At 74.5% G+C, this 12709-nt stretch carries 11 protein-coding genes and 1 riboswitch; of the genes, 4 read left to right on the top strand and 7 right to left on the bottom strand.

What is annotated here, in order from left to right; genetic code table 11:
• Nucleotides 1-2: 2 nt before the first annotated feature.
• A complete protein-coding gene (locus LPA27_RS02195) occupies nt 3-1208 on the top strand; it encodes an ABC transporter ATP-binding protein (RefSeq protein ID WP_056862212.1) in 1206 nt (401 codons plus the stop codon).
• Between the two features lie 78 nt (nt 1209-1286).
• On the opposite strand, the gene LPA27_RS02200 is transcribed toward LPA27_RS02195, so the two are convergent.
• The 5 genes from LPA27_RS02200 to thiS all read right to left on the bottom strand — a co-directional run bounded on the left by LPA27_RS02200 (nt 1287) and on the right by thiS (nt 7406).
• Nucleotides 1287-2369, bottom strand: a complete 1083-nt coding sequence (locus LPA27_RS02200; RefSeq protein WP_228941350.1) for an ABC transporter ATP-binding protein — start codon at nt 2367-2369, stop codon at nt 1287-1289.
• A gap of 98 nt (nt 2370-2467) precedes the next feature.
• Nucleotides 2468-4201, bottom strand: a complete 1734-nt coding sequence (gene thiC / locus LPA27_RS02205; protein ID WP_228941351.1) for a phosphomethylpyrimidine synthase ThiC — start codon at nt 4199-4201, stop codon at nt 2468-2470.
• A 171-nt stretch (nt 4202-4372) separates the two neighbouring features.
• Complete coding sequence (locus LPA27_RS02210) at nt 4373-5155, bottom strand: thiamine phosphate synthase (protein WP_228941352.1); 783 nt, start codon at nt 5153-5155, stop codon at nt 4373-4375.
• Nucleotides 5152-5934: a thiazole synthase gene (locus LPA27_RS02215; protein ID WP_228941353.1), complete on the bottom strand. Its 783-nt coding sequence runs from the start codon at nt 5932-5934 to the stop codon at nt 5152-5154. Before LPA27_RS02215 ends, LPA27_RS02210 begins: the two co-directional genes overlap by 4 nt.
• The gene (gene thiS, locus LPA27_RS02220; RefSeq protein ID WP_228941354.1) at nt 5931-7406 is read right to left on the bottom strand and encodes a sulfur carrier protein ThiS; all 1476 of its coding nucleotides are present in this window, start codon (nt 7404-7406) and stop codon (nt 5931-5933) included. The genes LPA27_RS02215 and thiS overlap by 4 nt, the downstream gene beginning before the upstream one ends.
• Nucleotides 7407-7530: 124 nt before the next feature.
• Nucleotides 7531-7640, bottom strand: a riboswitch (TPP riboswitch).
• A 96-nt stretch (nt 7641-7736) separates the two neighbouring features.
• On the opposite strand from thiS, the gene LPA27_RS02225 reads away from it, so the two are divergent.
• A complete protein-coding gene (locus LPA27_RS02225; protein ID WP_200918912.1) occupies nt 7737-9437 on the top strand; it encodes a fumarate hydratase in 1701 nt (566 codons plus the stop codon).
• 69 nt (nt 9438-9506) lie between these two features.
• Here the strand turns inward: LPA27_RS02225 and LPA27_RS02230 are convergent, their stop codons facing one another.
• Together LPA27_RS02230 and LPA27_RS02235 are read right to left on the bottom strand one after the other, a co-directional pair.
• A complete protein-coding gene (locus tag LPA27_RS02230) occupies nt 9507-9815 on the bottom strand; it encodes a hypothetical protein (protein WP_056862204.1) in 309 nt (102 codons plus the stop codon).
• A gap of 125 nt (nt 9816-9940) precedes the next feature.
• On the bottom strand, nt 9941-10393 hold the full coding sequence (locus tag LPA27_RS02235; RefSeq protein ID WP_228941355.1) for a DoxX family protein: 453 nt from the start codon (nt 10391-10393) through the stop codon (nt 9941-9943).
• Nucleotides 10394-10538: 145 nt separating this feature from the next.
• On the opposite strand from LPA27_RS02235, the gene LPA27_RS02240 reads away from it, so the two are divergent.
• Both LPA27_RS02240 and LPA27_RS02245 read left to right on the top strand, forming a co-directional pair.
• A complete protein-coding gene (locus LPA27_RS02240; protein WP_228941356.1) occupies nt 10539-11249 on the top strand; it encodes a hypothetical protein in 711 nt (236 codons plus the stop codon).
• On the top strand, nt 11246-12685 hold the full coding sequence (locus tag LPA27_RS02245) for a class II fumarate hydratase (RefSeq protein WP_267477173.1): 1440 nt from the start codon (nt 11246-11248) through the stop codon (nt 12683-12685). Before LPA27_RS02240 ends, LPA27_RS02245 begins: the two co-directional genes overlap by 4 nt.
• Nucleotides 12686-12709: the final 24 nt, after the last annotated feature.

Consider the following 12709-nt stretch of genomic DNA (forward strand, 5'->3'; position numbering starts at 1 on the left):
TCGTGGCTTCCATCCAGATGAAGAACATCGTCAAGAAGTACGGCGACGGCTTCCCGGCCGTGAACGACGTGTCGATCGACATCGCCGACGGGGAGTTCGTCATCCTCGTGGGCCCCTCGGGCTGCGGGAAGTCGACGCTGCTGCGGATGATCGTGGGTCTGGAGGACATCACCTCCGGCGACATGGTCATCGGCGAGAAGCGGGTCAACGACCTGGCCCCGCGCGACCGCAACCTGGCCATGGTCTTCCAGAACTACGCCCTCTACCCCCACCTCAGCGTCTACGAGAACATCGCGTTCCCGCTGCGCCTGGCCGGGGCCAAGGACGAGGAGGTCGACGCCAAGGTGCGCGAGGCCTCGAAGACCCTCGAGCTCGACGAGCACCTCGAGCGCAAGCCGGCCAACCTCTCGGGCGGCCAGCGCCAGCGGGTGGCGATGGGGCGCGCGATCGTGCGCGACGCCGACGCCTTCCTCTTCGACGAGCCGCTGTCGAACCTCGACGCCAAGCTGCGCGGACAGATGCGCAGCGAGATCGCGCGGCTGCAGAAGAAGCTGGGCATCACCACCGTCTACGTCACCCACGACCAGACCGAGGCGATGACCCTGGGCGACCGCGTCGCGGTGCTCAAGCGCGGCCTGCTCCAGCAGCTGGCCAGCCCGCGCGAGCTCTACGGCAACCCGTGCAACCTCTTCGTGGCCGGCTTCATCGGCTCCCCGCCGATGAACTTCCTGCCCGCCGAGGTCGACGGCACCACCGTCACGCTGCCCTTCGGCAGCGTGCAGATCTCGGCCGAGAAGGCCGAGCGGGTCGCCGGCAAGGGCCTGCTCATCGCGGGCATCCGCCCCGAGGCCTTCGAGGACGCCTCCGTGGTCGACGCCGGGCGCGAGGGCTCCACCTTCCGCGCGACCGTCGAGGTCGTGGAGTGGCTGGGCAACGAGGCCTACGCCTACATCCCCTTCGAGGCCCCGCCGGAGGTGCAGCAGCAGCTGCAGCAGCTCGAGCGCGACCTCGACGGGGAGTCGCTGCGCACCCAGCTGGTGGTCGGGCTCGACGGCTCCAGCCGGATCGCGGAGGGCGACGAGGCCGAGATCTGGGTCGACACCTCCAAGATGCACCTCTTCGACCCGAGCACGGGTGAGAACCTCACCATCGACCACGACCACGCCGGCGAGGTGCCCGCCCGGGCCCTCGAGCCCACCCCGGGCTGAGCCGACCCGCACGACGCGAGACCGGCGCGCCCCCCGCGGGGGACGCGCCGGTCTCGTCGTACGTCGGGGGCCTGCGGCTCAGGCGGAGAGCCGCTCCCCGGTGTCGGTGTCGAAGACGTGCACGTGCTGGGGGTCGGTCGTGACGTAGATCGTCTCGCCCTTGTGCACGTGGTCGCGGCCGTTGACGCGCACGATGATGTTGTTGGGCGTGCCCTCCACCCCGCTGGTGCCGTAGACGAAGGCGTCGGCGCCGAGCTCCTCGACGACCGTCACCCGCACGGGCAGGCCGCCCTCGCCCTCGTCGACGATGCGCCACGACTCGGGGCGCACGCCGACCGTGACGTTGCCGCGCATGACCTGGGCGGCGGTCGGGTCGACCGGCACCTGGTAGTCGCCGATCTGCGCCTTGCCCTCGACGGCGGTGGCCTCCAGCAGGTTCATCTGCGGGGAGCCGATGAAGCCGGCGACGAAGAGGTTGGCGGGCCGGTCGTAGAGCGCCAGGGGCGTGTCGACCTGCTGGATGTAGCCGTCCTTCATCACCGCGACGCGGTCGCCCATGGTCATGGCCTCGACCTGGTCGTGGGTGACGTAGACGGTCGTGACGCCGAGGTCGGCCTGCAGCCGGGCGATGTCGGTGCGGGTCTGCACGCGCATCTTGGCGTCGAGGTTCGACAGCGGCTCGTCCATGCAGAAGACCTGCGGCTGGCGCACGATCGCACGACCCATGGCCACGCGCTGGCGCTGACCGCCGGAGAGCGCCTTGGGCTTGCGCTCGAGGTACTCCTCGAGGCCGAGGATGGCGGCGGCCTCCTTGACGCGCTTGTCGCGCTCGGCGGTGGGGACCTTGGCCATCTTGAGCGCGAAGCCCATGTTCTCGGCCACGGTCATGTGGGGGTAGAGCGCGTAGTTCTGGAACACCATCGCGATGTCGCGGTCCTTGGGCGGCATCGTGGTGATGTCGCGGTCGCCGATGCGGATGGTGCCGGAGTTGACCTCCTCCAGCCCGGCGAGCATGCGGAGGGTGGTGGACTTGCCGCACCCCGACGGGCCGACGAGGACCATGAACTCCCCGTCGCGCACCTCCAGGTCGATGCCGGGCACCGCGGGCTTGTCCGCCCCGGGGTACCAGCGCTGTGCCTTCTCGAACGTCACTGAGGCCATGATGACCAGCTCCCTTCACCGGCAGGTACGTGCCGGACGATCCGTTGTGAAGTGACTCGGGTCACCCTAGGGCAGCGCAAGCGGTTGCGCGAGGCAGGTCACACGTCGTGGACGCGGCCCTCCCCGGTCGGGCCCGCCCCGGGCTCGACGTAGACCGTGCCGCCGAGCTCGACGAACTGCGCCGACATCCGCGCCATGCCGGCGGCCGGGTCGAGGTCGGGGTCGGCCTGGGCGTCGGGGGTGCCGAAGCGGTCGCGCACGTCCTGGCTGATCCGCATGGAGCAGAACTTCGGCCCGCACATCGAGCAGAAGTGGGCGGTCTTGGCGTTCTCCGCCGGCAGGGTCTCGTCGTGGAAGGCCTGCGCGGTGCGGGGGTCGAGGGAGAGCGCGAACTGGTCGTGCCAGCGGAACTCGAAGCGCGCCCGCGACAGCGCGTCGTCCCAGTCGCGCGCGCCGGGGTGGCCCTTGGCGACGTCGGCGGCGTGGGCGGCGAGCTTGTAGGTGATGACGCCGGTCTTCACGTCGTCGCGGTCGGGCAGGCCGAGGTGCTCCTTGGGCGTGACGTAGCAGAGCATGGCGGTGCCGTGCATGGCGATGGCCGCGGCGCCGATGGCGCTGGTGATGTGGTCGTAGCCGGGCGCGACGTCGGTGGCGAGGGGGCCGAGGGTGTAGAAGGGCGCGCCGTGGCACCACTCCTGCTGCAGGCGCACGTTCTCCTCCACCAGGTGCAGCGGCACGTGGCCGGGCCCCTCCACCATCACCTGCACGTCGTGCTCCCAGGCGCGGGTGGTGAGCTCGGCCAGCGTGCGCAGCTCGGCCAGCTGGGCCTCGTCGTTGGCGTCGGCGACCGACCCGGGGCGCAGGCCGTCGCCAAGGCTGATGCTCACGTCGTAGGCGGCGAGGATCTCGCAGAGCTCCTCGAAGCGGGTGAAGAGGAAGTTCTCCTCGTGGTGGGCCAGGCACCAGCCGGCCATGATGGAGCCGCCGCGGCTGACGATGCCGGTGACGCGGCGCGCGGTGAGCGGCACGTGGCGCAGCAGCACCCCGGCGTGCACGGTCATGTAGTCGACGCCCTGCTCGCACTGCTCGACGACGGTGTCGCGGTAGACCTCCCAGGTCAGCCGGTCGGCCTCGCCGCCGACCTTCTCCAGCGCCTGGTAGATCGGCACGGTGCCGATCGGCACCGGCGAGCTGCGCACGATCCACTCCCGCGTGGTGTGGATGTCGTCACCGGTCGAGAGGTCCATCACCGTGTCGGCGCCCCAGGTGGTGGCCCAGGTGAGCTTCTCGACCTCCTCGGCGATCGAGCTGGTGACCGCGGAGTTGCCGATGTTGGCGTTGACCTTCACCAGGAAGCGGCGCCCGATGACCATCGGCTCGGCCTCGGGGTGGTTGACGTTGAGCGGGATGATCGCGCGGCCCGCGGCGACCTCGCTGCGCACCAGCTCGACGTCGCAGCCCTCGCGCGCCGCGACGTACTCCATCTCCCGGGTCACCTCGCCCCGGCGCGCGTAGTGCAGCTGCGTCACCCGTGCCCCGGGCACGGCGCGGCGGGGCTGCGCCTGCGGGCCGCGCCACGCGTCGGTGGCCGCGCCGCGCCGCACCGCGCCCCGTCCGTCGTCGAGCAGCTGCGGGGTGCGCCCGGCGTAGGTCTCGGTGTCGCCGCGCGCCGCGATCCACTCGGCGCGCAGCCGCGGGAGGCCGACCTCGGGGTCGCAGCCGGGCCCGGCCGTGCAGTAGCGGTCGAAGGTCTCGCCGTTGGTCAGCGCCACGCGGGTCACCGGCGTGCCGGCCTCGGTCAGCACACGGGTGTGGGCGGGGTGGGTGGTCATGGTGGGCTCCTCGGGTCAGGTCTGGTCAGGTCGGGTCAGGTCAGGTCAGGGCTGGTCAGGTCAGGGCTGGTCAGGGCTGGGCCGGGTCGGGGTCGGGGTCGGGTCGGGGTCGGGTCGGGGGCCGCGCGCTGCCACGCACGGTCCGCTCGTCCACCGCTCCGTCGTGACGGGTCAGCAGGGGGGCCGGCGGGCCGGCAGAGCGGCTGACGGGGCGTCACAGCTCGCGCTCGGGCGGGTGGGACGTGGGCGGCCGGGGGCGGGAGGTGGGCCCCCGGGTGGCTGGGAGGCGGGCGGCTGGGAGGCGGGCGGCCGGGAGGCGGGCGGGGGCAGCCGGGCCAGCAGGGCGGCCACCTCGGCGGCGGGGTCGCGGGCGCGCATGACGCCCCCCATCACGGCCACCCCGTGGGCGCCGGCGGCGAGTGCGGCGGCCACGTCGTCGCGGCCGATCCCGCCGAGGGCGAGCACCGGCACGCCGGCGTCCGCTGCCTCGGCGTACGCGGTCCGCGGCAGCGGCGGGAGGTGGCCGGGCTTGCTCGGCGAGACGCCGAAGGGCGACAGCACGACGTACGCCGCGCCCTCGGCCGCCGCCGCGCGGACCTCCCCCACCGCGTGGCAGGAGCGGCCCACCACCGGGCCGGCCGCCGACGCCGCCCAGCGGTCGGGTCGCTGGTGGGCGGCCAGGTGCACGCCGTGGGCGGCGGGGTCGGGCAGCCGCGAGGAGATCACCACCAGGCCGGGCAGCCGGGCGAGGGCGGCCAGGAGCGCGTGGCGCGCACGCGGGTGCAGGTCGGGCTCGCGCACGACCACCGCGCGCAGGCCGGCCTCCACGCACTCCGCGACGGTGCCCACCAGGCTCCGGCCCAGGCTCAGCTGAGAGCGGTCGGTGAGCAGCAGCAGGCGCGGCAGTCCGCCGGGTCCGGGCCACGGCGAGGGGCGGGTCGGCCGGGCGCTCACGCCCCTGCCCCGATCCGGCCGTCGACGGGGCTGGAGGCCCGGGCCCTGCGCCGGCGGGGCACCCGCCCGGCGTGCCGCGCGGCGTGACCGGCCTCGACGGCCAGCCGCAGGGCGCGCGCCATGCGCACGGGGTCCTCGGCGCGGGTCACGGCGGTCGCGGCGAGGACGGCGTCGCAGCCCAGCTCGAGCGCGAGCGCGGCGTCGCTGGCGGTGCCGACGCCCGCGTCGAGCACGACCGGCACGTCGACGGCGGCGACCAGGGCCTCGATGGCACGAGGGTTGAGCACGCCCAGCCCCGAGCCGATGGGCGAGCCCAGCGGCATCACCGCGGCGCAGCCGAGGTCGGCCAGCCGGCGCGCCACGACGGCGTCGTCGGTGGTGTAGGGCAGCACGGTGAAGCCGGAGCGCACCAGCGTCCCGGCGGCCTCGAGCAGCTCGACGGGGTCGGGCATCAGCGTGGCCTCGTCGCCGACGACCTCGAGCTTGACCCAGTCGGTGCCGAGCGCCTCGCGGGCCAGCTCCGCGGTGAGCACGGCCTCGCGGGCGGTGGTGCAGCCGGCGGTGTTGGGCAGCACCCGCACGCCGGCGCGGTCGAGCACGTCAAGCACCCCGCCGGGGCCCCGGGCGCCGGTGCGCCGCATGCTCACCGTGACCAGGCCGGGGCGGGCGGCCGCCAGCACGGCGGGCAGCAACGCCACCGAGGGCAGACCGCCGGTGCCGAGCAGGAGCCGGGAGGCGAGCGCGACGCCACCGACCACGAGGTCGTCGTCGGCGCTCATCCGCCCTGCACCGCCGTCACGACCTCGACCACGTCGCCGTCGGCGAGGCGCCGGTCCGCCAGCTGCGCACGGGGCACGACGACGCCGTTGAGGGCGACCGCGCAGCCGCGCCCGGCGCCGGTGGGGGCCAGCAGCTCGGCCAGCGTGGTGGTGTCGTCGAGGCTGCGCGCCTCGCCGTTGAGCACGACGTGGGTCATGGGCGGTCTCCGTCCGGGTGGAGGTGTGCTGGGGCGGTCGGGTGGGGGTGTGCCGGGGCGGTCGGGTGGCGGTGCGGTGGCGCGGGCGGCGGATCGAGGCGGCGCCGATCGAGGCGGCGCGGGTCGAGGCGGCGCGGGTCGAGGCGGCGCGGGTCGAGGCGGCGCGGGTCGAGGGCGGCGCGGGTCGAGGGCGGGCTCGACGTGGCCGTGGTCGAGGTGATCGGCCACCAGCGCGGCCACGAGCGGGGCGAGCAGCACGCCGTGGCGGAAGAGACCGACGGCCAGCACGGTGTCGCCGTCGGTGCCCGTGTCGCCGTCGGTGCCCGTGTCGCCGTCGGTGCCCGTGTCGCGGGCTCCCTGCGTCTCGTGTCCGCCGGTGCCCGCGTCGTGGCCGCCGTCGGCCCGACCCGCGGACCAGCGCGGCCCGGCCGGCCCCACGAGCGGCAGGTTGTCGGCCGTGGCCGGACGGTCGCGGGCGGTCGCCTCGAGCAGCTCGGCGCGGTCGAGCCCGGGCAGCAGCCGGCAGGCGGCCTCGAGCAGGCGGCGCACCCCGCCGGCGGTGACCACCGGGGGCGCGTCGTGCTCCTCGCTGGTCGCGCCGACGACCACCTCGCCGTCGGCGCGGGGCACGACGTAGACGGGCTCGCCGTGGACCCACCCGCGCACCGTGCGCTCGGGCGGGTCGTCGCTGCGCAGCCGCAGGATCTCCCCGCGCACGCCGCGCACCAGTCCGGTCGCGGCGGTCCCGGTCGCGACCACCGTGCGGTCGACCGGGGCCGCCGACGGGGCCGGGAGGAGCCGGGCGCGGTGCCGGTCGAGCAGGGCGGCCACGACCTCGCGCGGGGCGACGCTGCCCTCGTCGGGCAGCAGGGCGGCTCCGGCGACGCCGGCGCCGAGGCGCGGCTCGAGGCTGCGGGCGGCCCGTCCGCCCACGACGTCGACGGGCCGGCCCAGGCGGGCCAGCAGCGCGGCCTGGCGCTCGACCAGCTGGAGGTCGGCGTCGTCACGACCGACGAGGAGCGTGCCGCCCGTGCGCAGCGCGACGCCCCAGCGGCGGGCGGCGGCCGGCCACAGCGCGAGGCTGCGCAGGCCCAGGTCGAGCAGCGCCTCCTCGCCGTGCCACACCTCGGCGGTGGGCGCGAGCATCCCCGCGGCGGCGTAGGACGCACCGCCACCGGGGTCCGGGTCGACGACCTCGACCTCGTGGCCGCGCCGCACCAGCTCGTCGGCGCAGGCCAGGCCGACGACCCCCGCGCCGAGCACCCGCACGCGCACGGGTCAGCCCCTCCGGGCCGAGCGGGGCGGAGCCCCGGCGCACCCCCTTGTCGGGGGACTCGACGGAGCGCTCGACGGAGCGCTCGACGGCGGGCTCGGACGACGGGTGGTGGGACGTGACGACAGCACGGCTGCTCCTCGCTTCCTTCGCCGGCATGACCCGGATCAGGTTCGACGGTCGGAGCGGCTCAGCTCCCTCTCAGCTCGCTGCCGCGAGCTCCCGTGGTGGACGCCGTCGACCGTAGCAGCCGCTCCGGGCGCCTTCCAGGGGTCGACCGCGGAGCGGGGTCCTGCCCCACGGGGGCGCGCCCAGGCGTAGCCTTGCGGCCCGTGGCCAGCGAACCCGACTTCCGGTACTCCGACCTCCTCCCCACCGGCAAGGACGACACGCCCTACCGGTTGGTGACCGACGAGGGGGTCTCCACCTTCGAGGCCGGCGGGCGCACCTTCCTCCAGGTCGAGCCGGAGGCGATCCGGCGGCTGACCGCCGAGGCGATGCACGACATCAGCCACTACCTGCGCCCGGCCCACCTGGCCCAGCTGCGGAAGATCATCGACGACCCCGAGGCCTCCGGCAACGACCGCTTCGTGGCGCTCGACCTGCTCAAGAACGTCAACATCTCCGCCGGCGGCGTCCTGCCGATGTGCCAGGACACCGGCACCGCCATCGTCATGGGCAAGAAGTCCGAGGGCGTGCTCACCGGCGCCGACGACGGCGAGGCCATCAGCCGGGGCGTCTTCGACGCCTACACCCGGCTCAACCTGCGCTACTCCCAGCTGGCCCCGCTGACCACCTACGAGGAGAAGAACACCGGCAGCAACCTGCCGGCCCAGATCGAGCTCTACTCCACGCCCGCCGCCGACGGATCGCCGGAGTACAAGTTCCTCTTCATGGCCAAGGGCGGTGGGTCGGCCAACAAGTCGTTCCTCTTCCAGGAGACCAAGGCGATCCTCAACCCGAAGCGGATGCTGGAGTTCCTCGACGAGAAGATCCGCTCCCTCGGCACCGCCGCGTGCCCGCCGTACCACCTCGCCGTGGTCATCGGCGGCACGAGCGCGGAGTTCGCGCTCAAGACCGCCAAGTACGCCTCGGCGCACTACCTCGACAACCTGCCCACCGAGGGCTCGATGAGCGCCCACGGCTTCCGCGACCTCGAGCTGGAGGAGCAGGTCTTCGAGCTGACCCAGTCCTTCGGGATCGGCGCGCAGTTCGGCGGCAAGTACTTCTGCCACGACGTGCGGGTCGTGCGCCTGCCGCGCCACGGCGCCTCGTGCCCGGTCGCGATCGCCGTCTCCTGCTCGGCCGACCGCCAGGCGCTGGGCAAGATCACCGCCGAGGGCGTCTTCCTCGAGCAGCTGGAGACCGACCCCGCGCAGTACCTCCCCGAGCCGGAGGTGCAGGACCTCGTCGGCGCCGGCGACGTCGTGCGCATCGACCTGACCCGCCCGATGGACGAGATCCTCGCCGAGCTCACCCGCCACCCGGTCAAGACCCGCCTCTCGCTCACCGGCCCGCTGGTGGTCGCCCGCGACATCGCGCACGCCAAGATCCAGGAGCGCCTCGACGCCGGCGAGGAGATGCCGCAGTACCTCCAGGACCACCCGGTCTACTACGCCGGCCCCGCCAAGACCCCCGACGGCATGGCGTCCGGCTCCTTCGGCCCCACCACCGCCGGGCGGATGGACTCCTACGTGCGGTCCTTCCAGGCCGCCGGCGGCTCGAAGGTGATGCTGGCCAAGGGCAACCGCTCGAAGCAGGTCACCGAGTCGTGCGAGGCCCACGGCGGCTTCTACCTCGGCTCCATCGGCGGACCCGCCGCCCGGCTGGCCCAGGACTGCATCACCTCGGTGGAGGTGCTGGAGTACGCCGAGCTCGGCATGGAGGCGGTGTGGAAGATCGAGGTCGAGGACTTCCCGGCCTTCATCGTCGTCGATGACAAGGGCAACGACTTCTTCACCGACCCCTCCGGCGCCGTCACCGTGCCGCTGAGCGCCCTGGGCGCCGGCCTGCGGGTGCGCTCGCAGGAGTAGCCCGACCCCGCGACGCACGACGCCCCCGCACCGGTCCGGTCCGGGGGCGTCGTGCGTCGCGGGGTCCGGTCAGGTACGTCGGGCGCCGGCGTTGGGGTTTGCGTTGGGCCCCGCAGGACCCTCGTCGACGGATCCGCTCTCGGCGTCGGGGGCGCCGGCGACGGCCTGGTCGGGCATGATCGGGTCGCCCGCGTCCTCGAGGTTGCCGACCTCGGAGAGCTGGCCGTCCTGGTCGCCGGGACCGGGGCGCTCGTGGGCGTTGTCCTTCTCCGCGGCGCGCTCCGGGTCGTGCTCGGTGTAGAGCTTCGAGCCGGCGGCGTCGGGCTTCGGCGTCGCGTGCTGGGATCCCTGGCCGGTGCCGGCCTCGTGGTCGCTCATCGGTCCTCCTCGCGGTCGGCGGGTCCGACCGTCTCGAACGTACTGCGCCGCCGGCCCGGCCCCGAGCCCACCGGGGGTCCCGGGGCCGATCCGGTCCCAAAGGGTGGGCGGGCCGGGTGGGCCGGTCAGGCCGCGACGGGCTCGCGGCGCGCTCCCCGGCCGGCGAGCACGTGGTCGAGGGCGAGTCGCCCCGGCACGACGCCGAGCACGAGCGCGCCGAGCCCCAGCGCGGCCACGAGCTCCCAGCCGCCCTCGGCGGCGAAGAGACCGCTGCCGCGGTGCACGAACCACCACGCGCCGGCCATCGTGGCCGCCACCAGCAGGCCGGCGACCGGCGTGAGCAGCCCGAGCACGAGCAGGACGCCGCCGCCGAGCTCGGCCACGACCGCGAAGACGGCCGCGGCCGTGGGGGCGGGGATGCCCAGCTGGGCGAAGCCGTCGGCCGTGGCGCCCACGCCCTGGTCGACGAGCTTCTGCCAGCCGTGGGCGAGGAGCACGGCGCCGAGCAGCAGGCGGGCGAGCAGGAGCACGACGTCCTGCGCGGCGGGGGGCAGACGGTTCCCGAGAACGGTCGACACGGGGGTTCCTCCAGGGGGTGCGACGGGGTCGGTAGTTGACGTCTCCACCACCGTAGGGAGCCCGGCTGAGAGCGACCTGAGCCCCGCGTGACGGCCGTGTGACGCCCGGGTGACGTCGCGTCCCGCGATGGGCGAGGATGACGGGGTGCAGCCCGGAGCCGGTCCCGTCGAGGTCCACCACGTCGAGGTCGCCCGCGCCGAGAGCGCGCGCGGCGAGCTGGTGCTGCGCGAGCGCCGCGGCGACGACGGCTCGCGGGCGCTGGAGCTGCGCGCCAACGGCGTCTTCGTCATGGACACCGTGGAGGTGCACACCGAGCGGGCGCTGGCCCGTGCCGCGCTGGAGCTGTGCGACGACCCCCGAGACGTCGTCGTCGGTGGTCTGGGCCTGGGCTACACGATGCACGAGGTGCTGGCCGACCCCCGGGTCGAGCGCTGCGCCGTGGTCGAGGTCGAGGAGGCGCTGGTCGCCTGGATGCGCGACGGCACCGTGCCGCACGGCCCCGCGCTGATGGCCGACGCCCGGGCCCGCGTGGTGGTGGCCGACGTCGCGGTCGCCCTCGCCGAGGCGCGCCCCGCGTCGTACGACCTGCTGCTGCTCGACGTCGACAACGGACCCGACCACCTCGTGCACGACGCCAACGCCTCGCTCTACCAGGCGCCGTTCCTCGACCGGGCCCGCAGCGTGCTGCGCCCCGGCGGGGTGCTGGTGGTGTGGTCGGCCGACGCCTCCCCACGCCTGGAGGAGACGATGCGCGCGGTCCTCGGCGAGGTCGAGGCGCGCCCCTTCCCCGTGCGCCTGCAGGAGCGCGAGGAGACGTACTGGCTCTACGTCTCGCGGGTACCGTCCCAGGTGTGAGCGACTCCGACCTCCCCACCGGTTCCCCGACCCGCACCTCCCCCGCGTCCGACGGCCCGCCGACGCGGGTCGAGCACGACAGCATGGGCGAGGTGGAGGTGCCGCGCGACGCGCTGTGGCGGGCCCAGACCCAGCGTGCGGTGGAGAACTTCCCGATCAGCGGCACGCCGATCGAGCCGCGGCTGGTCGCGGCCATCGGCCAGGTCAAGGCGGCCGCGGCGCGCGCCAACGCCGCGCTGGGCATCCTGCCCGAGGAGCAGGCCGCCGCCATCGCGGCCGCCGCCGACGAGGTCGCCGCCGGCGCCCACGTCGAGGCCTTCCCCGTCGATGTCTTCCAGACCGGCTCCGGCACCAGCTCCAACATGAACGCCAACGAGGTGATCGCCTCGCTGGCCGCCCGCGCGGGCGTCGAGGTGCACCCCAACGACCACGTCAACGCCAGCCAGTCGAGCAACGACACCTTCCCGACCGCGATCCACGTGGCGGCCACCCTGGCCGTCACCGAGGACCTGCTGCCCGCCCTCGACGTGCTGGCCTCCTCCCTGGAGGCCAAGGCCGAGGAGTTCGCCGGGCTGGTGAAGTCGGGGCGCACCCACCTCATGGACGCCACCCCGGTGATGCTCGGCCAGGAGCTCGGCGGCTACGCCGCCACGGTGCGCTACGCCGCGGAGCGGCTGGAGTCGGTGCTCCCCCGGGTGCGCGAGCTGCCGCTGGGCGGCACGGCCGTCGGCACCGGCATCAACACCCCGCGGGGCTTCCCGCAGCGCGCCATCGCGCTGCTCGGCGAGCAGACCGGGCAGCCCTTCACCGAGGCCCGCGACCACTTCGAGGCCCAGGGCACCCGCGACTCCCTCGTCGAGCTCTCCGGGGTGCTGCGCACCTACGCCGTGGGCCTGACCAAGATCTGCAACGACCTGCGCTGGATGTCCTCGGGGCCCACCACGGGTCTGGCGGAGATCCACCTGCCCGACCTCCAGCCCGGCTCGAGCATCATGCCCGGCAAGGTCAACCCGGTCCTGCCCGAGGCCACGCTCATGGTCTGCGCCCAGGTCATCGGCAACGACACCACCGTCACCGTGGCCGGCGCCAGCGGCTCCTTCGAGCTCAACGTCGCGATGCCGGTGATCGCGCGCAACCTGCTGGAGTCGGTGCGCCTGCTCGCCACCTCCTCGACCCTGCTGGCGCGTCGCTGCGTCGACGGCGTCACCGCCGACGCCGGGCGCATGCGCGGCTACGCCGAGTCCTCGCCCTCCGTGGTGACCCCGCTCAACAAGCACATCGGCTACGAGGCCGCCGCGACGGTCGCCAAGCGGGCCCTCGCCGACGGCGCCACCATCCGCGAGACCGTCGTCGCGATGGGCTTCCTCGAGCGCGGCGAGCTCACCGAGGCCCAGCTCGACGAGGCCCTCGACGTGGAGTCGATGACGCACCCCTGAGCCCGGCGGGCGAGCCCGCCGGGC

Origin of the sequence: Nocardioides sp. Leaf374, from assembly GCF_916862475.1 — a bacterium.
In the GTDB taxonomy this organism is placed as follows: Bacteria; Actinomycetota; Actinomycetes; order Propionibacteriales; family Nocardioidaceae; genus Nocardioides; species Nocardioides kribbensis.

Excerpts from the sequence above, each read along its gene's own strand:
- LPA27_RS02200 (WP_228941350.1), bottom strand. The coding sequence starts at position 2,369 with ATGGCCTCAGTGACGTTCGAGAAGGCACAGCGCTGGTACCCCGGGGCG.
- thiC (WP_228941351.1), bottom strand. The coding sequence starts at position 4,201 with ATGACCACCCACCCCGCCCACACCCGTGTGCTGACCGAGGCCGGCACG.
- LPA27_RS02215 (WP_228941353.1), bottom strand. The coding sequence starts at position 5,934 with ATGAGCGCCGACGACGACCTCGTGGTCGGTGGCGTCGCGCTCGCCTCC.
- LPA27_RS02230 (WP_056862204.1), bottom strand. The coding sequence starts at position 9,815 with ATGAGCGACCACGAGGCCGGCACCGGCCAGGGATCCCAGCACGCGACG.